Genomic DNA, 21,680 nt, shown 5'->3' with positions numbered 1-21,680 from the left:
CGTCCCATACACTTGAGCGAGAATATTTATGAGCTTGAATCCAAGAGACGTCGTGATTGTCGACTTCGGTCGCACGCCGATGGGCCGCTCCAAGGGCGGCATGCACCGCAACACCCGCGCCGAAGACATGTCGGCGCACCTGATCAGCAAATTGCTGGAGCGTAACGTCAAGGTCGACCCGAACGAAGTCGAAGACGTGATCTGGGGCTGTGTCAACCAGACCCTGGAGCAGGGCTGGAACATCGCCCGCATGGCTTCCTTGCTGACCCAGATCCCGCACACCGCGGCCGCCCAGACGGTCAGCCGCCTGTGTGGTTCGTCGATGAGCGCATTGCACACGGCTGCCCAGGCGATCATGACCGGCAACGGTGATGTATTCGTGGTCGGTGGCGTGGAGCACATGGGCCACGTCAGCATGATGCACGGTGTCGATCCCAACCCGCACATGTCACTGCACGCGGCAAAAGCCTCGGGCATGATGGGCCTCACCGCGGAAATGCTCGGCAAGATGCACGGCATTACCCGCGAAGCCCAGGATGCGTTCGGCCTGCGTTCCCACCAGCTCGCCCACAAGGCGACCGTGGAAGGCAAGTTCAAGGATGAAATCATCCCGATGAACGGCTACGACGAGAACGGTTTCCTGAAACTGTTCGACTACGACGAAACCATTCGTCCGGATACCACCCTGGAAAGCCTGGCCGCCTTGAAACCGGCGTTCAATCCAAAGGGCGGCACCGTGACAGCCGGCACTTCGTCGCAAATCACCGACGGTGCCTCGTGCATGATCGTGATGTCGGCGCAGCGTGCCAAGGACCTGGGTATCCAGCCGATGGCGGTGATTCGTTCGATGGCCGTAGCGGGTGTGGACCCGGCGATCATGGGCTATGGTCCGGTACCGGCGACACAAAAAGCCTTGAAGCGCGCGGGCCTGACCGTCGCCGATATCGACTTCTTCGAGCTCAACGAAGCCTTCGCCGCACAGGCCCTGCCGGTGCTGAAAGATTTGAAAGTACTCGACAAGATGAACGAGAAGGTTAACCTGCACGGCGGCGCGATCGCCCTGGGCCACCCGTTCGGTTGCTCCGGCGCGCGAATCTCCGGCACTTTGCTCAATGTGATGAAGCAAAATGGCGGCAACCTCGGGGTTGCAACCATGTGCATTGGTCTCGGCCAAGGCATTTCCACCGTCTTCGAACGTCTTTAAGCGTTGGGTTGACGGAAGCCGGGGCCCAGTGCCCCGGTTTTTGTTTTTCGGTAGTTTTATTATTTTTTTTAACAAATTTTGTAAGGTGGCCAGAGCATGAAAGTCGAACCAGGGCTCTACCAACATTATAAAGGTCCGCAGTACCGCGTTTTTAATGTGGCGCGGCACTCCGAGACCGAAGAAGAAGTGGTGTTCTACCAAGCACTGTATGGCGATTACGGCTTTTGGGTGCGCCCGTTGAGCATGTTCCTCGAGTCCGTCGAAGTTGACGGCGAACAGGTCCCACGCTTTGCTTTGGTGCAGGCCGAACCCAGTCTTTTTTCAGGGCAATAACGGCAGGCTGCGCAGAATGCTGCGCTTGACCTCACCCGGTTGCCACTATATATAGCGTTGCCGCGTCAGGCGCCAACTGCCTTTCACTTCTCGAATTCAGGAATTTTCCGATCCATGGGCAAATCGCTGGTCATTGTGGAATCCCCGGCTAAGGCCAAGACCATCAACAAGTACTTGGGCAACGAGTACGTGGTGAAGTCGAGTATCGGCCATATCCGAGACCTGCCCACCAGCGGTTCGGCTAGCGCCAGCAAGGAGCCTGCCGCCAAGCGCGGCAAGGCGGCTGCGGGCGAAGGTCCGGTGCTCACGCCTAAAGAGAAAGCGCGCAAGCAGCTGGTCTCGCGCATGGGTGTGGACCCGGAACATGGCTGGAAGGCCAAGTACGAAATCCTTCCGGGCAAGGAAAAGGTCATCGAAGAGCTGCGCCGGCTCGCCAAAGATGCCGACACCATCTATCTCGCAACGGACTTGGACCGCGAAGGGGAAGCCATTGCCTGGCACCTGCGGGAAGCCATCGGCGGTGATGACAGCCGCTACAAGCGTGTGGTGTTCAACGAAATCACCAAGAAAGCCATCCAGGAAGCCTTCTCCAAGCCGGGCGAACTGGATATCGACCGCGTCAACGCCCAGCAGGCCCGTCGTTTCCTCGACCGTGTCGTGGGTTACATGGTCTCGCCACTGCTGTGGGCCAAGATTGCCCGTGGCCTGTCTGCTGGCCGTGTGCAATCGGTCGCGGTCAAGCTGGTGGTGGAGCGTGAGCGCGAGATTCGTGCGTTCAACCCTGAAGAATACTGGGAAGTCCACGCCGACCTCGGCACCGCCAAGGGCGCCAACGTGCGCTTTGAAGTGGCCCGTGAAAAAGGCGAGGCCTTCAAGCCGCTGAACGAAGCCCAGGCCATGGCCGCGCTGGAGAAGCTCAAGTCTTCCAGCTACAGCATCGTCAAGCGCGAAGACAAACCGACCAGCAGCAAGCCGTCAGCGCCGTTCATCACGTCCACCCTGCAACAGGCCGCGAGTAACCGCCTGGGCTTCGGCGTGAAGAAAACCATGATGATGGCCCAGCGTCTGTACGAAGCCGGCTACATCACCTATATGCGTACCGACTCCACCAACCTGTCGCAAGACGCGGTGGCGATGGCGCGCACGTATATTGAAAGCGAGTTCGGCAAGAAGTACCTGCCGGAGAAGCCAAACGTCTACAGCAGCAAAGAAGGCGCCCAGGAGGCTCACGAAGCGATTCGTCCTTCCGACGCCAACACCGAGCCGAGCAAGCTGAGCGGCATGGAACGTGACGCTGAGCGCCTCTATGAGCTGATCTGGCGCCAGTTCCTGGCCTGCCAGATGCTGCCGGCGCAATACCTGTCCACCACCGTCAGCGTGGGCGCAGGCGACTTCGAGCTGCGTGCCAAGGGCCGTATCCTCAAGTTCGACGGCTACACCCGCGTGATGCCGCAAATCGCCAAGCCAGGCGACGACGACGTACTGCCGGACATGGCCCAGGGCGACACGTTGAAGCTGATCAAGCTCGACCCGTCCCAGCACTTCACCAAGCCACCGGCGCGTTATTCGGAAGCCAGCCTGGTGAAAGAGATGGAGAAACGCGGTATCGGTCGTCCTTCGACCTATGCGGCGATCATCTCCACGATCCAGGACCGTGGCTACGTGGCGCTGCACAACCGGCGTTTCTATTCGGAAAAAATGGGCGACATCGTCACCGAGCGTCTGTCCGAGAGTTTCTCCAACCTGATGGACTACGGCTTCACCGCCGGCATGGAAGAGAACCTCGATGACGTGGCCCAGGGCGAGCGCGACTGGAAGAGCGTGCTCGACGAGTTCTACGGCGACTTCAAGAAAAAACTCGAAGTGGCCGAAAGCCCGGACAGCGGCATGCGTGCCAACCAGCCGGTGATGACCGACATCCCGTGCCTGACCTGCGGCCGGCCGATGCAGATTCGTACCGCGTCCACTGGCGTGTTCCTCGGTTGCTCGGGCTACAGCCTGCCGCCGAAAGAGCGCTGCAAGGCCACCGTCAACCTGGTGCCGGGCGATGAAATCGCCGCCGACGACGAGGGTGAATCCGAATCGCTGGTGCTGCGTGGCAAGCACCGCTGCCCGATCTGCAGCACGGCGATGGATGCCTACCTGTTGGACGAGAAGCACAAGTTGCATATCTGCGGTAACAACCCGGATTGCGACGGCTACGAGATCGAAGAGGGCAGCTACCGCATCAAAGGCTACGAAGGCCCGAGCCTGGAATGCGACAAGTGCGGCAGCGAGATGCAACTCAAGACCGGCCGTTTCGGCAAGTTCTTCGGTTGCACCAACCCGACGTGCAAGAACACCCGCAAACTGCTGAAAAGCGGTGACGCGGCGCCGCCGAAGATGGACCCGGTGAAGATGCCCGAACTCAAGTGCGAGAAGGTCAACGACACCTATATCCTGCGTGATGGCGCTTCGGGGCTGTTCCTGGCTGCCAGCCAGTTCCCGAAAAACCGCGAGACCCGTGCGCCGCTGGTGCTCGAGATTGTGCCGCACAAGGATGAGATCGATCCGAAGTACCACTTCCTGTGCGAAGCGCCGAAGAAGGACCCGGACGGTCGCCCGGCCGTGATCCGCTACAGCCGCAAGACCAAGGAACAGTACGTGCAGTCCGAAGTGGACGGTAAGCCGACCGGTTGGAAGGCGTTCTACGACGGCGGCAAGTGGAAGGTCGAGGACAAGCGCCAGGGCGCTTGATCGGTTAATCTGATAACGCTAAAAGCCGTCTGCATAGACGGCTTTTGCTTGCTGTAGGAGCGAGCTTGCTCGCGAAGGTCGTTAACGATTACACGAAAAACCTGATGCCCCACGGCGCCCCCAGGTTTTTCGCGAGCAAGCTCGCTCCTACATACCAGCATTACGCCTATTCGTTGTGGAGATTGCCGTCATGGCCAACGAACTCTATACCCGTACCAATCAGAAAATTTACTTCGCGGGTTTGTCCCTGGAAGCCCTTGGCCGTGCCGAGGAAGGGAAGGAGATGAACGCCATCGCGCTGGTCCAGGCGGGGCGTGAGGCGGCCCTGTTCCACCTGTACGGCGCCTTGCTCGGGCTGTGTCATGAAATCGCCGGGTTCTACCGTTTGCCCCAGGCCGGTTCGCCGCGTGCGGAAATGATCATGAATCGCGAAGTGCTGGACGCCATGGCGATCCCTGAACTCGCCGAATTGGTGGAAATGGCGCAAAGCCCCGACAGTTGGGTGGCACGCCTGCTCAAAGCGCATGCCGATATGTTCCAGCCGCCACGTGTTCCCCATGTGCCCAAGGGCGATGTGACACAGCCGTTGATCGTGGCGCTGTCGCTGGAAGAGGATGAACCGAAGCCGTTGAGCCGCGAAGAGCTCGAAGGTTGGCGCCAGGAGCTGAAAAACATGGCGCTGCGGTTTCGCGAAGGTTTGAACGAGTGCTGAGACACGCTCGTTGAGCCGGTGATCATTGCGAGCTGACAGCCAAGGCACCTGCGCAGATGGGTGCCAATCAAAATTGTGGCTCACTAAGCACCATTCATCCAGCCGTAAAGAAACCTCGCCAGATCCACTGCGAGGCCTGGCAGATGACTGATATAATCCCGGCCTTTCGTGGAGAACAGACTTTTATGCCAACGTCCTTTCTGGAAATTGTTGAATTGCCTGACGGCCGAATCGAGCTGCGCCGGGCTGAGGACGAGGGTTCTCTGGTTATCTTGGACTTTTCTGAAGACGCCAAGGCGTTCCTGCAAGGCCAGCACGTGGAAGTGGCAAAAGCCATGTTGAGCGTTGGCGTACAGATGGCAGGCCGCCTGGCGGAAGGCGAACCGGAGAAAGAAGACGGTCCACGGGTTCTGCACTGAGTGTGGCGTGGGAGCTTGCTCCCGCTGGGGCGCTAAGCGGCCCTGAACATGCGATTGCTGTACCGTCCAATGGGAGCAAGCTCCCTTGCCACAGGGCTAGCCTGCGGCACCTCGAATTACCCCAAACGAATATTCAAGCTCTGCGCATTGCCAGTACGCGCAGCGCTGATCAACTGTTGCTTGGCGTTGGCATTCAGCGGGTTCAACCAGCTCACCACTGTATGGCTGCGGCCCAGGCGCAGGGCTTCGCAGGTCAACTGCTGGGCACTTTGCGCGCCGCGTGGTTGCAGCAACAGGATGCGCTCGCGGTTGAGACCGGCGTCCCGCAGCCAAGCCTGGGTCAGGCTGGCGGGTGGGGCGATCAGCGTCAACCAGCGTGCATCCTGTTCCTCGCTCAGTTCACGCAGGATCGGCGCCAGCAGGCTCAGGCAGCTCCCGGCCGCACCGCGCAACGACAGTTCACTGAACGCCTCAGGCTCGGCGCACCAGGGCGCCTCGACCGTTTCCTTGAGGATGGGCGCAAGGGGTTGGGCCATGAAGGCCTCGAACAGCGACAGTTGTGTGTGTTGTGGGGTGTGCACGAGCTGCATGATGCCTCCTTTAGCGGCGAATGACGCCGACGCTCAGGCCTTCGATCACCAGGTCCTGGTCTTTCAGGTTGACTTCGATCGGGGCGAACTCAGGGTTCTCGGCCAGGAGCCAGACCTTGCTGCCTTCGCGCTTGAAGCGTTTGACGGTGACTTCATCGCCGATGCGGGCGACGACGATCTGGCCGTTACGGGCTTCACGAGTGGTGTGGACGGCCAGCAGGTCACCGTCGAAAATGCCCACGTCCTTCATGCTCATGCCATGCACCCGCAACAGGTAGTCGGCGCGAGGATGGAAGAAGGTCGGGTTGATGTTGCAGGATTCCTCGACGTGCTGTTGCGCCAGGATCGGCGCGCCGGCAGCGACGCGGCCGATGATCGGCAGGGTCGATTCGTCGGCCTTGGCTTCGAAACCGGGGATGCGAATGCCCCGCGAAGCGCCCGGGGTCATCTCGATCGCGCCTTTGCGAGCGAGGGCCTTGAGGTGTTCTTCGGCGGCGTTGGGGGATTTGAACCCCAGTTCCAGCGCAATTTCCGCGCGCGTCGGCGGGTAGCCGTTGTCGTCGAGGCAGCGCTTGATAAAAGCCAGAATCTCAGCTTGGCGTGGCGTCAGTTTTAGCATGTTGATCGCTCTGTCTTTTTATACAGTGACTGGGATTATATACAGTGGACTGCGCTTGGCAATCATCCTTTTTTGCGCGTCCGCTGGACGGTCATTCGTCAGCCCTCCTACAACGCAAAGACAGCGCTGCCTACAGAGTTGAAAGGATGTGATTAAATAGCGTTCAAATAGATGACTGCCCGGCCGGAAAGCGAACCCGCAGGCTTGACAAGACACAAGCTGAAACGTATGTTTCAAACAAGTGTTTGTCAGGCGGAGTAGCCATGGCCCAGTCGGAAACCGTTGAACGCATTCTCGATGCTGCCGAGCAATTGTTCGCGGAAAAAGGATTTGCTGAAACCTCATTGCGGCTGATCACCAGCAAGGCCGGGGTCAACCTCGCCGCCGTGAACTACCATTTCGGCTCGAAAAAAGCCCTGATCCAGGCGGTGTTCTCGCGTTTCCTGGGGCCGTTCTGCGCCAGTCTCGACCGTGAGCTCGAACGCCGCCAGGCCAAGGCCGACCATAAGCCAAGCTTGGAAGAACTGCTGGAAATCCTCGTTGAGCAAGCGCTGGTGGTGCAGCCACGCAGCGGCAACGACCTGTCGATCTTCATGCGCCTGTTGGGCCTGGCGTTCAGTCAGAGCCAGGGCCACCTGCGCCGCTACCTGGAAGACATGTACGGCAAGGTGTTCCGCCGCTATATGTTGCTGGTCAACGAAGCCGCCCCGCGCATCCCGCCGATCGAATTGTTCTGGCGCGTACACTTCATGCTCGGCGCGGCGGCATTCAGCATGTCCGGGATCAAGGCCTTGCGGGCGATTGCCGAGACCGACTTTGGCGTCAACACCTCCATCGAGCAGGTGATGCGCCTGATGGTGCCGTTCCTCGCTGCCGGCATGCGCGCCGAAACCGGCGTGACCGACCAGACCATGGCCGCCGCGCAATTGCGTCCGCGCAGCAAATCGACGCCAATCCCCGCGAAGGTTTGACCGCCCCGGGTGTGCGCGGCCGCCAGCATCCGCTAAGCTAGCCGCCCATGCCGAATTCAGCTATTTACTCGCAACCCATTGCTCTTGCCGCGCCCGTCGCGCCGCGAGGGCAATGGGTTGTGTGCGTTATTTAAGGAAGGTTTATGACTGCTGCCCTGCAAGGTTCTTTGATGGTCGACGTTGCCGGTACCTGGCTGACGGCCGAGGATCGCCACCTGTTGCGCCAGCCTGAGGTGGGCGGCCTGATCATTTTTGCGCGCAATATCGAGCATCCGCGCCAGGTGCGGGAATTGAGCGCGGCGATTCGTGCCGTGCGCCCGGACCTGCTGCTGGCGGTCGACCAGGAGGGCGGTCGCGTGCAGCGCCTGCGCCAGGGTTTTGTGCGCCTGCCGGCCATGCGCGCGCTGGCGGATCACCCTAACGCTGAATACCTCGCCGAACAGTGTGGCTGGATCATGGCCACTGAAGTCCTGGCCGTCGGCCTGGACCTGAGCTTCGCCCCCGTGCTGGACCTGGACTACCAGCGCAGCGCCGTGGTCGGCAGCCGTTCCTTCGAGGGCAACCCCGAGCGCGCCGCGGTGCTTGCCGGGGCGTTTATCCGCGGCATGAACAGCGCCGGCATGGCCGCCACCGGCAAGCACTTCCCGGGGCACGGGTGGGCTGAGGCCGATTCCCACGTTGCGATTCCCAATGACGAACGCAGCCTGGAACAGATTCGCGCCAATGACCTGGTACCTTTCGCACGCCTGAGCCGGCAATTGGCTGCGGTGATGCCAGCCCACGTCATTTACCCGCAAGTCGACGCCCAGCCGGCCGGTTTCTCGCGCCGCTGGTTGCAGGACATCCTGCGCGGCGAATTGCAATTTGACGGGGTGATTTTCAGCGACGACCTGTCCATGGCTGGTGCCCACGTGGTCGGGGATGCGGCCAGCCGTATTGAGGCCGCACTGACGGCGGGTTGTGACATGGGCCTGGTGTGCAACGATCGGGCGGCTGCCGAACTGGCGCTGAGCGCGGCCCAGCGGATGAAGGTCACGCCATCGGCGCGGATCGCACGGATGCGTGGGCAGGCGGTTGCGTCGATGGAGTATAAGCAAGACCCGCGTTGGCTGGTGGCGCTCGGCGCGTTGCGGGATGCGTAGTTGATCGATTGAAACGGCGGCGCGCCTATCGCGGGTAAGCCCGCTCCTACACTTGATTGCGTACATTCTGTCGAAGTGCGGTCGAATGTGGCGGCGCGCTGGCCCGCGAGGGCGATCTAACCGTCAGCGTTTTTCTTGTTTGTTGGGCAGCGGCGCAAACAGCGCCTCGATCTCTTCGTTGCCCAACTGCCAATCCCCGGTGGTCCGCCCGTCCAGCACGCCCGCTGCAAGGTCGGACTTTTCCTTTTGCAGGTGCTGGATTTTCTCCTCCACCGTGCCCCGTGCAATCATCTTGTAGACGAACACCGGTTTCTCCTGGCCGATGCGATACGCACGGTCGGTGGCCTGGTTTTCCGTGGCCGGGTTCCACCACGGGTCATAGTGGATCACGGTGTCGGCTTCGGTCAGGTTGAGTCCTACGCCACCCGCCTTCAGGCTGATCAGAAAGATCTGCAGCTTGCCGCTCTGGAAGTCTTTCACCGGCGTGCGCCGATCGCGGGTCTGGCCGGTCAGCAGCGCGTAGGCGACACCGCGTTTTTTCAGCTCGAGTTCAATCAGGCTCAGCATCGAGGTGAACTGGGAGAACAACAGAATCCGGCGCCCTTCGGCAAACAGCTCTTCGAGCATCTCCATCAAGCTGTCGAGCTTGCCCGAGCTGCTGCCGCGCGTCGGCAGGGTGGCATCGTTGACCAGGCGCAAATCGCAGCACACCTGGCGCAGCTTGAGCAGCGCTTCAAGAATGATGATCTGGCTGCGCGCCACGCCTTTGCGGGTGATCTCATCGCGGACTTTTTTGTCCATGGCCAGGCGCATGGTTTCGTACACGTCGCGCTGGGCTTCATTGAGCTCGACCCAGTGGATGATCTCGGTTTTCGGCGGTAATTCCGTCGCCACCTGTTCCTTGGTGCGACGCAGCAGGAACGGTTTGATCCGACCGTTCAGGTGCTGCAATCGTACATCGCTGGCGCGTTTTTCAATCGGCACGCGGTAGTCGCGGTTGAAGCTTTTCACGTCGCCCAACCAGCCCGGCAACAGGAAGTGGAACAGCGACCACAGCTCGCCCAGGTGGTTTTCCAGTGGGGTGCCGCTCAGGCACAGGCGCTGCCGTGCGTTCAGCTCACGCGCCGCCTGGGCCGCCTTGCTCGAAGGGTTCTTGATGTACTGCGCTTCGTCGAGGATCAGCACATGCAAGGGCAGGGCGGCGAGTTGCTCGATGTCTTTGGGCAGCAACGCATACGTGGTCAGCAGCAGGTCGTAGTCCTGCAGGTTTGCGAAGTGCTTTTTGCGGGTGGCGCCATACAGCGCCAGGACCTTGAGTTGCGGCGTGAAGTGCGCGGCCTCGTCGAGCCAGTTGGGGATCAGGCTGGTGGGCATCACCACCATGCACGGGCGGTCCAGGCGCCCGGCGATCTTCTCGCTGAGAATATGCGCCAAGGTCTGTAAGGTTTTGCCCAGGCCCATGTCGTCCGCAAGAATGCCGCCCACCTCCAGCTGGCGCAGTGACTGCATCCAGCTCAAGCCCTCCAGCTGATAGGGGCGCAAGGTCGCGTTCAAGCCTTCGGGCGCGACGCAGGTGAAATCCTTGATGTCGCGCAGGCGCTGGGCGAAGGTGCGGATCTTCTCGCCGCCTTCCCATTGCAGCGGCAGGTCTTCCAGCGGGTTGAGGCGGATCGCGTCGGCCTTGGCCAGGCGCAGCGTGGTGGTGCCGGGTTCCTGCAGGTAGAACTCGCCGAGGGTGGCCAGGACGGGTTTCAGACGGCCGTAGGGCAGCGCCACTTGCAGCGGGCCGTGGCCACCGTTGGGCAGGCCGGGGATGTTGACCAGGATCAGTTCGTCATCGCGGCGGCGTGCGAGTTTTTCCGGGTTGAGGATTTCGGTGTGCGAACGCATCAGGTTGAGCAGGATCGGCAGCAGGCTCAGGCGTTCGCCGTTGACGATGATCCCCAGTTCCAGGTCGAACCAGTCGCGCTCGGGGCCTTCGTCGACGGTGGCATACCAGTCGTCCACCGGGCTCAGGTCGAAGCCGAAGTCGTCGTCGATCTGCAACTCCCAGCCTTCGGCCCGCAGTGTCGGCGATGCGTTGAGGGTGAAGTTCAGCCAGGCGCTGTCATTGACCATCTCGAACAGTTCGCCGGCACTTTCCGGCAACGCTTTGCTCTGGCGCGTGGCGATCTTGAAACCGAGCAGGCGCAGTTGTTCGCGATAGCGCTGTTCCAACTCGGGGTGCCGCTTGATCCGCAGGCTCTGGGTTTCCTGGCGGACGATGATGTCGGCGTTCTTTTGCCCGCTGACGTAGTTGCCCAGATAGTTGAACGACAGCGCCGCACGGTGCTGGATATAGCGCTGCATCTTGCCGTTGCGCGGCTCGAACGCGCTGAACGCGACACTGGCCAGCCACAGGCGCGGCACGGGCAGCACGTCGTCCATCACCACTTGCGGCAGTACCACGCGGTTGTCCAGCACGGCCTGGAGTTTTTCCAGCAGTTCGGCGTCCTGGGCCGCCGCCGGGTAGGCCAGGGTTTCCTGGACCTTGAGCAGCACCGCGGCGATGTGTTTGCAGTTGGTGTGTACCGGGCAGGTGCAGCGGCTGTCCACCAGGATCAGCGTGCCCTTGGCCGATTCGCGCAACGAGATGGTCTGCCGGTAGACGTTGCTGCCCGAGCCTTCGCAACTGGCGATGATGGTGCTGTCGCCCGACTCGACGATGCGTACCCGGTTCTCCAAGGCATAGCGCCGCCCGCGCTCCAGGCTTTGTTCTTTGAAGCGATTGGCCCACGAAGGGGCCAGGGGCTTGGTGAGCGGCGACGTCAGGGGCATGGCGCTGGATCAGTCCTGAAAGTCGACGGGCGGTGCGCTGGGCTGTTTGGCGGTCAACGAAGTGATCTTGATCAGCAGCGCCAGGTGGCCGCCATCCAGGTAGTTGAGCTGGTTGTTTTTGGTCCGCACGTCTTTTTGTGCCAGGTGCTCGCTGGCGATGACGCTGCCGTTGCCGTCGAACTGGTTGATCCAGAAGTCCGCGTCGATATCGGTAAAGCGCCCCAGTTGCAGGCTCAGCACACCCTCGAGGGGAAACTGACCGAACTGCTCCCGGCCGTCGGTGATCGCGATTTTTACCGGCTGCTCACCGAGGTTCTGTTCCCAGGCCTTGTGCGCGAGCACCGTGTAGTTGGCGTCTGCGCGGAGTTTGTCGACGATCGTGCCCAGGCGCGCCGGGCTGCTTCTGTCGCCCAGGCGCTCGGCGCCGGCATCCCAGTCTTCCGGCGCGGCGCGGCTGTTGATCACCGGCTCCGCGTTCTGGCGCACCAGGACCATTTCCACTTGGTACAGGCTGTCGGCAAACGCCGAAGGTGCGAGTACCACTAATAACAAGCTCAGAATGCGAAACACGCGCATTGGGGCGTCCTTCAAACAGATTTCGGGATGAGGCGCTCAAACAGCGCCTCCAAGGTATTGAAGCGTTCTTCGGCACGTTCCATCGGCACCATGAACTTGAACAGCGTAGCCCCTTCGAACTTGTACCGGTTGGGCTGGCCCTGGATCAGCTTGATCAGCACCAACGGGTCCACCGGCGTCTGCGCTTCGAACTCGATGCGCCCGCCCTGCGGCCCGGCGTCGACCTTCTTGATCCCCAGTTGCTCGGCCTGCAATTTGAGCAGGGTCAGGCGCACCAGGTTCTTGGTCGGTTCCGGCAACAGGCCGAAGCGATCGATCATCTCCACCTGCAGGTCCTTGAGGCCTTCTTCGTCGGTGGCCGAGGCGATGCGCTTGTACAGGATCAGTCGCGCGTGGACATCCGGCAGGTAGTCTTCGGGGATCAATGCCGGCAAGCGCAGGTTGATCTCCGGACCGCCGCCCAGGGGTTGGTCGAGGTTCGGTTGCTCGCCCTTGCGGATGGCTTTCACCGCGCGTTCGAGCATCTCCATATATAAGGTGAAGCCCACGGCCTGGATCTGCCCGCTCTGGCCGTCGCCGAGCAGTTCGCCGGCGCCACGGATTTCCAGGTCGTTGGTGGCCAGCACAAAGCCGGCGCCCAGGTCCTGGGTGTTGGCGATGGCTTCCAGGCGTTTTTCCGCGTCGCCGGTGATTTGCTGGCGCGGTGGCGTCAGCAGGTAGGCGTAGGCCTGGTGGTGACTGCGTCCGACGCGGCCGCGCAGTTGATGCAGTTGTGCCAGGCCGAACTTGTCGGCGCGCTCGATGATGATGGTGTTGGCGCTCGGCACGTCGATGCCGGTCTCGATGATGGTCGAGGCGATCAGCACGTTGAAGCGCTTGTGGTAGAAGTCGCTCATCACCTGTTCGAGGTCGCGCTCGCGCATTTGCCCGTGGCCGATGGCGATGCGTGCTTCCGGCACCAGTGCGGCGAGGTCGGCGGCGCATTTCTCGATGGTTTTCACATCGTTGTGCAGGTAATACACCTGCCCGCCGCGCAGCAATTCGCGCAGCAGCGCTTCCTTGACCGTGCTGTTGTTCTGCTCCATCACGAAGGTGCGTACCGACAGGCGCCGCGCCGGTGGAGTGGCGATGATCGACAGGTCGCGCATGCCCGACACCGCCATGTTCAGCGTGCGCGGAATCGGCGTGGCGGTGAGGGTCAGAATGTCGACTTCGCTGCGCAGGGCCTTGAGCTGTTCTTTCTGACGCACCCCGAAGCGGTGTTCTTCATCGATGATCACCAGGCCCAGGTTCTTGATCTTCACATCGTCCGACAGCAGCTTGTGGGTGCCGATCACGATGTCGATCTTGCCCTCCGCCAGGTCGGCGACGGCGGCGTTCACTTCCTTGGCGGATTTGAAGCGGCTCATCACTTCCACGGTCACCGGCCAGTCGGCAAAGCGGTCGCGAAAGCTGTTGTAGTGCTGCTGGGCGAGCAGGGTGGTCGGCACCAGGATCGCCACTTGCTTGCCGCCATGCACCGCGATGAAGGCTGCGCGCATCGCCACTTCGGTCTTGCCGAAGCCCACGTCGCCGCACACCAGGCGGTCCATCGGCTTGGGCGCGAGCATGTCGGCGCGCACGGCTTCGATGGTGGTTTGCTGGTCCGGGGTTTCTTCGAAGGCGAAGCCGGCGCTGAAGGTGGCGTAGTCGGCTTTCGGGTCGGCGAACGCATAACCCTCGCGGGCGGCGCGACGGGCATAGATGTCGAGCAGCTCGGCGGCGACGTCGCGCACCTGTTCGGCGGCCTTGCGCTTGGCTTTCTGCCAGGTCTCGGAACCCAGGCGGTGCAACGGCGCCAGAGCGTCGTCGCTGCCGGTGTAGCGGGCGATCAGGTGCAGGTTGGCCACCGGCACATACAGCTTGGCGCCTTCGGCGTATTCCATGGTGAGGAATTCGGCGGCCTGGTTGTCGATTTCCAGCGTTTGCAGGCCCAGGTAGCGGCCGACACCGTGGTCAATATGCACCACCGGCGCGCCTTCGCGCAGTTCGGTGAGGTTTTTGATCACCGCGTCGTTGTTGGCGTCGGCGCGTTTTTCGCGGCGACGGCGCTGCATCACCCGTTGCCCGAACAGCGGGCTTTCGGCAATCAGCGCCAGGGCCGGATCGTCCAGCAACAGGCCTTCATCCAGCGGCGCAATGGTGATCGCCAGGCGCTCTTTGCCGGCGACGAAGTCCGGCCAGCTGTCGACGGTTTTCGGGCGCAGCTTCAGGCGTTCCAGCAGCTCCAGCAGCACTTCGCGGCGCCCGGCCGATTCGGCGGTAAACAGCACGCGCCCGGCGAAATCGCCGAGGAAGTGGGACAGCGCTTCGAGCGGCTGGCTGGCCTTGGCTTCAATCGCCAGGTTCGGCAGGTTTTGCGCGGGGAAGCGCGTGCGGCCGCTGCCTGCGTCCACATCCTCTTGGCTGGCGACCACGCGCGGCCAGTTTTTCAGGCGGGCGAAGCAGTCTTCCACCGGCAGGAACAGTTCAGCCGGCGGTAATAAAGGACGGGACGGATCGACGCGACGCTCTTCATAGCGGTTGCGCACGTCGCTCCAGAAGTTTTCCGCCGCCTGCTCGATGCCCGGCAGCGAGAACACCTGGGTGTCCTGGGGCAGGTAGTCGAACAGGGTGGAGGTTTCGTCGAAGAACAGCGGCAGGTAGTACTCGATACCGGCGGGGGTAATCCCGCTGCTCAAGTCCTGGAAGATCGGGCAGCGGCGGAAGTCGACGTCGAAGCGTTCGCGAAAGCGCGCCTTGAAACGCGTCACCGCGTCTTTCTGCAGCGGGAATTCCCGTGCCGGCAGCAGTTTGATCGACTCGACTTTGTCGATGGAGCGCTGGTTTTCCGGATCGAAGGTGCGCAGGGTCTCGATTTCGTCATCGAACAGGTCGATGCGGTACGGCAACTTGCTGCCCATCGGGAACAGGTCGATCAGCGCACCGCGCACCGCGAATTCGCCGTGCTCGTACACCGTGTCGACGCAGCGGTAGCCGCTGGCTTCCAGGCGTGTACGCATTTGCTCTACGTCGAGCTTCTGGCCGATATCCAGCACCAGGCTGCTGCCCAGCAGGAACTTGGTCGGCGCCAGGCGGTGCAGCGCCGTGGTGATCGGCACCACCAGCACGCCGTGGACCAGTTCCGGCAGGCGGTACAGGCTGGCGATGCGCTGGGAAATGATGTCCTGGTGCGGCGAGAACAGGTCGTAGGGCAGGGTTTCCCAGTCGGGAAAATGCAGCACCGGCAAATCGGGGGCGAAGAAGCTCAGCTCCTGCTCCAGCCGTTCGGCGCTTTGGCTGTCGGCGGTAAGCAGCAGGGTAAAGCGCTTGGCTGCGCTGGCAGCCTCGGCGATGGCCAGGCTCAGGGCGGCACCGGGCAAATTGCCCCAGTGCTGTTTACCTGCCGCGGCAGGGAGTTGCGGTAGACGCAGAACGGGCACGGAAGGTTGAGCTCCAAGCGTTGCGACAAAGTCGGTAATTGTAACGGCCCGAGGTGCCGCCTGTCAGTTGCTGACTGAGCCTATTACGGTTTGCGGGAAATGTGGTGGCTAAGACAAACAATGGCGCGTTTTGACTCAATATGTAGTGCCAAAATGCATATAGTTTTCGGAGGGTTACGGACAAGTCGTGCTGCCCGCTCCACTAGTGGCCTTCTGGAACCCGCGTATTTACTGGGCTGCAGCGAGGTGGCTTTTTTGGGTAAGCGCGTTTTGTTGTAGGACGCGCATTGCTCCGGGGGCGGCCGGACGGCATAATGTAGCCCCTTTTTTCAGCCCCTACATGTGGAAGGTTCCCGTGACTCAGAAGCCCGACCAGTGTCTTGGTGAATGGATCGACCGTGAAGCACTCGCTGAAGCGATGATCCCGCTTATCGGTCAGCTGTACCGCAATAACAATGTGGTGAGCTCGATCTATGGCCGCAGTCTGATCAACCAGTCAGTCATCGCGATTCTCAAGGCGCATCGCTTTGCTCGCCATCGTTCGACCAACGACAGCGAACTCTCCGTCCACGAAACATTCCCTCTGCTCAAAGCCATGAGCGAGCTCAAGCTCGGCGCGGCTTCGGTAGACCTGGGCAAGTTGGCCGCCAAGTTCCGCGCTGAAGCCAACGGCCGTTCCGTCGAGCAATTCGTGCGTGAAGAAATGTCCGACGTGGTCGGCAAGCAGAACGCCTCCGCCCGTAAAGGCACTGACGTTGTGCTCTACGGCTTCGGTCGCATCGGCCGCCTGCTGGCACGCATCCTGATCGGTAAAACCGGTGGCGGCGACGGCCTGCGCCTGCGCGCCATCGTGGTACGCAAGGGCGCCGAGAACGACCTGGCCAAGCGCGCGAGCCTCTTGCGTCGCGACTCGGTACACGGTCCGTTCAACGGCACCATCGTCATCGACGAAGAAAACAACACCATCACCGCCAACGGTAACCTGATCCAGGTGATCTACGCGAAGAACCCGACCGAGGTGGATTACACCCAGTACGGCATCAAGGACGCCCTGCTGGTGGATAACACCGGCGTATGGCGCGACGCCGAAGGCCTGGGCCAGCACCTGACCTGCCCGGGCGTTGCCCGCGTTGTCCTGACCGCGCCTGGCAAAGGCAAGCTGAAGAACATCGTTCACGGCATCAACCACATGGAAATCACCGCTGACGACAAGATCGTGTCCGCCGCTTCCTGCACCACCAACGCCATCGTGCCGGTGCTGAAGGCAGTCAATGACAAGTTCGGCATCATCAACGGCCACGTCGAAACCGTTCACTCGTACACCAACGACCAGAACCTGATCGACAACTTCCACAAGGGCAATCGCCGTGGTCGCAGCGCCGCGCTGAACATGGTGATCACCGAGACCGGTGCCGCCACCGCTGCCGCCAAGGCCCTGCCTGAGCTGGCCGGCAAGCTGACCGGTAACGCGATCCGCGTACCGACGCCTAACGTGTCGATGGCCATTCTCAACCTGAACCTTGAGAAAGCCGCTACCCGTGACGAGATGAACGAGTACCTGCGCTACATGGCGCTGCACTCCGATCTGCATAAGCAAATCGACTTCGTCAACTCCCAGGAAGTGGTCTCCACCGACTTCGTTGGCTCGCGCCACGCCGGTGTGGTGGACGCGGAAGCGACCATTACCCAGGACAACCGTGTTGTGCTGTACGTGTGGTACGACAACGAGTTCGGCTACAGCTGCCAGGTCGTTCGTGTGATGGAAGACATGGCTGGGGTCAACCCGCCTGCATTCCCGCGCTAAGCGTCCAGGTTGAATGAAAAAGCCCCGACTGGTTCGGGGCTTTTTTCTGTCTGTGGGTTTTGGGTGTGTGGGAGGCATCGCGCGCAAGCCTGCGCCTACAGGGGAATGCATTTTTTCAGGCGATACGCCGTCAACTGTGGCCGGCCAAGGTGGGACGATCCGCCTCATTGGTGAGCGCCGGGAGTGCGAACATCAGCCATAAACAGATAACGGCATGCCGCATAATGGGCGGTCCTGCCAGGGTGTACGCCTGCGGGTTAATTCACTTTTCGACGGCGATCAGGTTTATGGGCAATCTGCGACAGATAGCGATGGTGTGCGGTTTTGCGGCGCTGGCCGGCTGTGGCGGCGATACGCTGGAGCAGTTTGGGGGGCCGACCATGGGCAGCACCTATTCGATCCAGTATGTCAGAAGCTCGACGGCACCTACGCCGAAAGAGCTGCAGCGCCAGGTGGAAAAAATCCTGGGGGATGTCGACCGACAGCTGTCGACCTACCGCAGCGACTCGGATATCGAGCGTTTCAACAATCTGCCGGCCAATAGCTGCCAGCCGATGCCCGCACCGGTGCTGCAACTGGTGCGTACCGGCGAGCAACTGTCCCAGGCCAGCGCGGGTGCGTTCGACCTGACGGTGGAACCGCTGCTGAACCTGTGGGGGTTCGGGCCCCAGGCCCGGCAACTCAAGGTGCCGGACGCAGCGACGCTGGCCGAGGTGCGTCAACGGGTCGGTCACCAGCATCTGCGCATCGACGGCGAGCAACTGTGCAAGGACGCCGCCGTCGAGGTCGACTTCAACAGCATTGCTGCCGGTTACGCGGTGGATCGTATCGCCGAGCTGTTGAGCGGCCTGGGTATCCATCACTACCTCGCCGAAGCCACCGGCGAACTCAAGGCTGCCGGCCACAAACCGGATGGTTCGCCCTGGCGCGTCGCGCTGGAAGAGCCTCGCGATGACCAGCAGGTCGCCGAAAAAATCATCCGTGTAGACGGCTTTGGTGTGTCCACATCGGGTGACTATCGTAATTATTTCCAGCAGGGTGGTCGGCGCTATTCCCACACACTGGATGCGCGGACCGGCGCGCCGATTACCCATCAACTGGCATCGGTGACAGTGTTGCACCCGTCGGCGCTGATGGCCGATGGACTGTCGACGTTGCTGTTGATCCTTGGGCCGGAGCAAGGCTGGGATTACGCCGAACAGCACCAGATCGCCGCGTTTTTTGTGCAGCGCGAGGGGGACGTTTTCGTCACGCGCAGTAATCAGGCGTTCGAACAGATGACGGCGCTGAAACCGTAATCCACGTTGTGTAGTAAAGGCAAAACTGGCCTACGACGCGACCAAGGGTTAATGTGCGCGGCGTTGAGCCTTATATAGACTGTGCCCGGGTTCACACACTTGAGCCAAATTGTCCTTCATGACCGCTGGCCGCGGCATGATTTAGCCAGGCGTCAAACCGCGCGCCTGGCCTGTTCTGAGGAGTACGCATGGCTGTCTACAACTACGACGTGGTAGTACTGGGTTCCGGCCCGGCTGGAGAAGGTGCGGCGATGAACGCCGCGAAGGCTGGGCGCAAGGTGGCAATGGTCGATAGCCGTCGCCAGGTCGGCGGAAACTGCACCCACCTGGGTACCATCCCGTCCAAGGCCTTGCGTCACTCAGTGCGCCAGATCATGCAGTTCAATACCAATCCGATGTTCCGGGCCATTGGCGAGCCGCGTTGGTTTTCGTTCCCGGACGTGCTCAAAAGCGCGGAAAAAGTCATCGCCAAGCAGGTGGCTTCGCGGACCGGCTACTACGCCCGTAACCGTGTCGACCTGTTCTTCGGCACCGGCAGCTTCGCCGACGAGCAAACCGTCGAAGTGGTCTGCTCCAACGGTGTGGTCGAGAAGCTGGTGGCCAAGCACATCATCATCGCTACCGGGTCGCGCCCGTATCGCCCGGTGGATATCGATTTCCTCCACCCGCGTATCTACGATAGCGACACCATCCTCAGCCTAGGCCATACCCCACGCAAACTGATCATCTATGGCGCCGGCGTGATCGGCTGCGAATACGCCTCGATCTTCAGCGGCCTGGGGGTGCTGGTAGAGCTGGTGGACAACCGTGAGCAGTTGCTGAGCTTCCTTGACTCGGAAATTTCCCAGGCGTTGAGTTATCACTTCAGCAACAACAACATCACCGTGCGCCACAACGAAGAGTACGAGCGCGTCGAAGGCCTGGACAACGGTGTGATCCTGCACCTCAAGTCCGGCAAGAAGATCAAGGCCGACGCCTTGCTGTGGTGCAACGGTCGTACCGGCAACACCGACAAGCTGGGCATGGAAAATGTCGGGGTCAAGGTCAACAACCGTGGCCAGATCGAAGTGGACGAGAACTATCGCACCTGCGTGTCGAATATCTACGGTGCCGGCGACGTGATCGGCTGGCCAAGCCTGGCCAGCGCCGCCCATGACCAGGGCCGTTCGGCCGCCGGCAGCATTGTCGACAATGGCAGCTGGCGCTATGTGAACGACGTGCCGACCGGGATCTACACGATTCCGGAGATCAGCTCGATCGGTAAGAACGAACACGAACTGACCAAGGCCAAGGTGCCTTACGAAGTGGGCAAGGCGTTCTTCAAGAGCATGGCGCGTGCGCAGATCGCCGGCGAGCCGCAAGGCATGCTGAAGATTCTGTTCCACCGTGAAACCCTGGAAGTCCTCGGCGTGCATTGCTTCGGCTACCAGGCTTCGGAGATCGTCCACATCGGCCAGGCCATCATGAACCAGCCGGGCGAGCAAAATACCCTCAAGTATTTCGTCAACACCACGTTCAACTACCCGACCATGGCGGAAGCCTATCGGGTCGCGGCCTACGACGGCCTCAACCGGCTTTTTTGAGCGGCTCCGGCCGGTGGCCTGAGCCGGCCGGGGAGACCGATTTCAGTAATTCTCGAGCGTGGCAGTGGCCAAACCGGGAAAGTCTGTAATCAGGCTATCTACGCCGAAGTCGGCGAGCCTGCGCATCAGCGCAGGTTCGTTGACTGTCCACACCGACACGTGCAATCCCTGGCGCTGGGCTTTTTCCAGACGCTCGGGGGTACACAACGTCCAGTTCAACGCCAGAAACTCACAGCCATAGTTTTGCGCGACCTTCAGCGGGTCGAGCCAGGCGTATTCGGCCACCAGCCCGCGCGACAGGTCCGGGGTGAGTTCCACCGCCGCTTTCAACACTTCCCGTGAGCTTGAGGTCACTGTGACCTTGTCCATGAGGCCGAAACGCACGGCCATTTCCCGGATCGCCAGCACGGTGGTCGCGGCGCGGGTGCGCGAGGCGCTTTTGACTTCCAGTTGCCAGTGATCGAAGTCGCACTTTTCGAACAGCTCTTCCAGGCGCGGGATCGGGCAGGGGTTGATCCAGCCGGGGCCGCCTTTGCGGGCGTCCATCTTCACCAGGTCTGCCGCCGAATACTCGACGACTTTGCCGCGCCGGTCGGCGGTGCGCTTGAGGGTCGGGTCGTGGATGACCATCAGTTCGCCGTCCATGGACAGGTGCAAATCCAATTCGCAACGGCGTACACCGTGCTTGAGGCACTGCTGGAAGCTGGTCAGGGTGTTTTCTGGTGCTTCGCCTTTGGCACCGCGGTGGCCGTAGATCAGGGTCACAGTTGCTCCTTTGCGCCAGGTCGTCTGGCGGGGTGAATACGAATTCAGGTGTCTTTGGCGTCGCTCTGTTCCCGCGCCAGGCGCCGTTGCTGCGCCTGTTTCTGCAGGATGTAGCGTGCCAGCAGTTGGCGTTGGGCGTCGGTCATCGATTCGAATTCCGTGCCAATGGCAAAAGCGCCGCCCTTGGCATCGCAATGGGTGACCCGCGCCCGTAACAGCAGGCCCAGCGCCTGGGGCATCAGCACCAGCTTGACCGCCAGGTGGGCGTCGAGTGCCAGGGGCGTCGGGTGCAGGAAGTCGATGCCGCCTTCGGAAATGATCACCGGCTGCGGTGCGCCGACTTCGTCCAGCAGGCCGCGCGCCATGATCTGGCTGAGCAGATCCAGGCGTTTGTTCTGGATTCGGAGGAGGGCGGCCAGGCTGCGATCTTTCTCGCTGAGCTGGCGCAACAGGTGTTGGGCTTCGAATTCGCTCAGGTGCAGTTCACTGAGTAGATTGAATAGCGGCGAATCATCCAGCAACACTTCCTTGCTCGCCGCTTCGGGGGCGGACAGGCTTTTGATTTGAAGTGCGATCATGTCGTCGATACGGTAGTATTCGCGGCGTTCTTCTTCATCTAATGTCGACATGGCGAACCCAAAGTAGCGGTA

Annotated in this window: 17 protein-coding genes; 10 read left to right on the top strand and 7 right to left on the bottom strand. The window is 61.4% G+C overall.

Translation table 11 applies throughout. From position 1 onward, the window contains the following. The first annotated feature begins 28 nt into the window (after nucleotides 1-28). The 5 genes from fadA (at nucleotide 29) to C5F70_RS16540 (ending at nucleotide 5,404) form a co-directional block, all read left to right on the top strand. Complete coding sequence (fadA, locus tag C5F70_RS16565) at nucleotides 29-1,204, top strand: acetyl-CoA C-acyltransferase FadA (RefSeq protein WP_026140242.1); 1,176 nt, start codon at nucleotides 29-31, stop codon at nucleotides 1,202-1,204. Nucleotides 1,205-1,300: 96 nt separating this feature from the next. Beyond that, nucleotides 1,301-1,537: a DUF1653 domain-containing protein gene (locus C5F70_RS16560; protein WP_010563748.1), complete on the top strand. Its 237-nt coding sequence runs from the start codon at nucleotides 1,301-1,303 to the stop codon at nucleotides 1,535-1,537. 114 nt (nucleotides 1,538-1,651) lie between these two features. Further along, nucleotides 1,652-4,273 carry a type I DNA topoisomerase gene (topA, locus tag C5F70_RS16555; RefSeq protein WP_046384322.1) on the top strand — a complete coding sequence of 874 codons (2,622 nt, stop codon included), beginning with the start codon at nucleotides 1,652-1,654 and terminating at the stop codon, nucleotides 4,271-4,273. Between the two features lie 190 nt (nucleotides 4,274-4,463). Then, nucleotides 4,464-4,985 (top strand): DUF6586 family protein, encoded by a 522-nt coding sequence (locus C5F70_RS16545; protein ID WP_017848776.1) that lies wholly within the window; start codon nucleotides 4,464-4,466, stop codon nucleotides 4,983-4,985. A 185-nt stretch (nucleotides 4,986-5,170) separates the two neighbouring features. Further along, complete coding sequence (locus tag C5F70_RS16540) at nucleotides 5,171-5,404, top strand: hypothetical protein (RefSeq protein ID WP_017254451.1); 234 nt, start codon at nucleotides 5,171-5,173, stop codon at nucleotides 5,402-5,404. Nucleotides 5,405-5,520: 116 nt separating this feature from the next. Here the strand turns inward: C5F70_RS16540 and sulA are convergent, their stop codons facing one another. Together sulA and lexA are read right to left on the bottom strand one after the other, a co-directional pair. Continuing rightward, nucleotides 5,521-5,994 carry an SOS-induced cell division inhibitor SulA gene (sulA, locus tag C5F70_RS16535; protein ID WP_102617705.1) on the bottom strand — a complete coding sequence of 158 codons (474 nt, stop codon included), beginning with the start codon at nucleotides 5,992-5,994 and terminating at the stop codon, nucleotides 5,521-5,523. A 10-nt stretch (nucleotides 5,995-6,004) separates the two neighbouring features. Beyond that, nucleotides 6,005-6,613, bottom strand: a complete 609-nt coding sequence (gene lexA / locus C5F70_RS16530; RefSeq protein WP_003172575.1) for a transcriptional repressor LexA — start codon at nucleotides 6,611-6,613, stop codon at nucleotides 6,005-6,007. 263 nt (nucleotides 6,614-6,876) lie between these two features. On the opposite strand from lexA, the gene C5F70_RS16525 reads away from it, so the two are divergent. Both C5F70_RS16525 and nagZ read left to right on the top strand, forming a co-directional pair. Next, nucleotides 6,877-7,584 carry a TetR/AcrR family transcriptional regulator gene (locus tag C5F70_RS16525; protein ID WP_046384321.1) on the top strand — a complete coding sequence of 236 codons (708 nt, stop codon included), beginning with the start codon at nucleotides 6,877-6,879 and terminating at the stop codon, nucleotides 7,582-7,584. Nucleotides 7,585-7,727: 143 nt separating this feature from the next. Continuing rightward, entirely contained in the window at nucleotides 7,728-8,726 is a 999-nt protein-coding gene (gene nagZ / locus C5F70_RS16520) for a beta-N-acetylhexosaminidase (protein WP_104903747.1), read from the top strand. Nucleotides 8,727-8,849: 123 nt separating this feature from the next. Here nagZ and C5F70_RS16515 read toward each other — a convergent pair whose 3' ends face one another. Genes C5F70_RS16515 through mfd form a run of 3 tightly spaced genes read right to left on the bottom strand, consistent with a single transcriptional unit; the run spans nucleotide 8,850 to nucleotide 15,580 of the window. After that, on the bottom strand, nucleotides 8,850-11,543 hold the full coding sequence (locus C5F70_RS16515) for a DEAD/DEAH box helicase (RefSeq protein ID WP_104903746.1): 2,694 nt from the start codon (nucleotides 11,541-11,543) through the stop codon (nucleotides 8,850-8,852). A gap of 9 nt (nucleotides 11,544-11,552) precedes the next feature. Continuing rightward, nucleotides 11,553-12,119, bottom strand: a complete 567-nt coding sequence (locus C5F70_RS16510; protein ID WP_017848781.1) for a CsiV family protein — start codon at nucleotides 12,117-12,119, stop codon at nucleotides 11,553-11,555. Nucleotides 12,120-12,130: 11 nt separating this feature from the next. Beyond that, entirely contained in the window at nucleotides 12,131-15,580 is a 3,450-nt protein-coding gene (gene mfd / locus C5F70_RS16505) for a transcription-repair coupling factor (RefSeq protein ID WP_104903745.1), read from the bottom strand. Nucleotides 15,581-15,920: 340 nt separating this feature from the next. Between mfd and C5F70_RS16500 the strand changes: the two genes are divergently transcribed. From C5F70_RS16500 to sthA, 3 genes are all read left to right on the top strand, one after another. Beyond that, nucleotides 15,921-17,384, top strand: a complete 1,464-nt coding sequence (locus tag C5F70_RS16500; RefSeq protein ID WP_104903744.1) for a glyceraldehyde-3-phosphate dehydrogenase — start codon at nucleotides 15,921-15,923, stop codon at nucleotides 17,382-17,384. A 287-nt stretch (nucleotides 17,385-17,671) separates the two neighbouring features. Further along, a complete protein-coding gene (locus C5F70_RS16495) occupies nucleotides 17,672-18,682 on the top strand; it encodes an FAD:protein FMN transferase (protein WP_017848784.1) in 1,011 nt (336 codons plus the stop codon). A 188-nt stretch (nucleotides 18,683-18,870) separates the two neighbouring features. Continuing rightward, nucleotides 18,871-20,265, top strand: coding sequence for a Si-specific NAD(P)(+) transhydrogenase (gene sthA, locus C5F70_RS16490; protein WP_017848785.1), 1,395 nt, complete (start codon nucleotides 18,871-18,873; stop codon nucleotides 20,263-20,265). A gap of 42 nt (nucleotides 20,266-20,307) precedes the next feature. Here sthA and C5F70_RS16485 read toward each other — a convergent pair whose 3' ends face one another. Then, entirely contained in the window at nucleotides 20,308-21,030 is a 723-nt protein-coding gene (locus C5F70_RS16485; protein WP_017848786.1) for a glycerophosphodiester phosphodiesterase, read from the bottom strand. A gap of 44 nt (nucleotides 21,031-21,074) precedes the next feature. Further along, a complete protein-coding gene (locus C5F70_RS16480) occupies nucleotides 21,075-21,659 on the bottom strand; it encodes a PilZ domain-containing protein (protein WP_017848787.1) in 585 nt (194 codons plus the stop codon). Between the last annotated feature and the right edge of the window lie 21 nt (nucleotides 21,660-21,680).

It is taken from the genome of Pseudomonas sp. LH1G9 (assembly GCF_002949975.1).
GTDB classification, from domain to species: Bacteria; Pseudomonadota; Gammaproteobacteria; order Pseudomonadales; family Pseudomonadaceae; genus Aquipseudomonas; species Aquipseudomonas veronii.
Note: the sequence above shows the minus strand (reverse complement) of the source record. Positions and strands in the feature narration are given on the sequence as shown.

Excerpts from the sequence above, each read along its gene's own strand:
- fadA (WP_026140242.1), top strand. The coding sequence starts at position 29 with ATGAGCTTGAATCCAAGAGACGTCGTGATTGTCGACTTCGGTCGCACG.
- C5F70_RS16560 (WP_010563748.1), top strand. The coding sequence starts at position 1,301 with ATGAAAGTCGAACCAGGGCTCTACCAACATTATAAAGGTCCGCAGTAC.
- topA (WP_046384322.1), top strand. The coding sequence starts at position 1,652 with ATGGGCAAATCGCTGGTCATTGTGGAATCCCCGGCTAAGGCCAAGACC.
- C5F70_RS16545 (WP_017848776.1), top strand. The coding sequence starts at position 4,464 with ATGGCCAACGAACTCTATACCCGTACCAATCAGAAAATTTACTTCGCG.
- C5F70_RS16540 (WP_017254451.1), top strand. The coding sequence starts at position 5,171 with ATGCCAACGTCCTTTCTGGAAATTGTTGAATTGCCTGACGGCCGAATC.
- sulA (WP_102617705.1), bottom strand. The coding sequence starts at position 5,994 with ATGCAGCTCGTGCACACCCCACAACACACACAACTGTCGCTGTTCGAG.
- lexA (WP_003172575.1), bottom strand. The coding sequence starts at position 6,613 with ATGCTAAAACTGACGCCACGCCAAGCTGAGATTCTGGCTTTTATCAAG.
- C5F70_RS16525 (WP_046384321.1), top strand. The coding sequence starts at position 6,877 with ATGGCCCAGTCGGAAACCGTTGAACGCATTCTCGATGCTGCCGAGCAA.
- nagZ (WP_104903747.1), top strand. The coding sequence starts at position 7,728 with ATGACTGCTGCCCTGCAAGGTTCTTTGATGGTCGACGTTGCCGGTACC.
- C5F70_RS16515 (WP_104903746.1), bottom strand. The coding sequence starts at position 11,543 with ATGCCCCTGACGTCGCCGCTCACCAAGCCCCTGGCCCCTTCGTGGGCC.
- C5F70_RS16510 (WP_017848781.1), bottom strand. The coding sequence starts at position 12,119 with ATGCGCGTGTTTCGCATTCTGAGCTTGTTATTAGTGGTACTCGCACCT.
- C5F70_RS16500 (WP_104903744.1), top strand. The coding sequence starts at position 15,921 with ATGTGGAAGGTTCCCGTGACTCAGAAGCCCGACCAGTGTCTTGGTGAA.
- C5F70_RS16495 (WP_017848784.1), top strand. The coding sequence starts at position 17,672 with ATGGGCAATCTGCGACAGATAGCGATGGTGTGCGGTTTTGCGGCGCTG.
- sthA (WP_017848785.1), top strand. The coding sequence starts at position 18,871 with ATGGCTGTCTACAACTACGACGTGGTAGTACTGGGTTCCGGCCCGGCT.
- C5F70_RS16480 (WP_017848787.1), bottom strand. The coding sequence starts at position 21,659 with ATGTCGACATTAGATGAAGAAGAACGCCGCGAATACTACCGTATCGAC.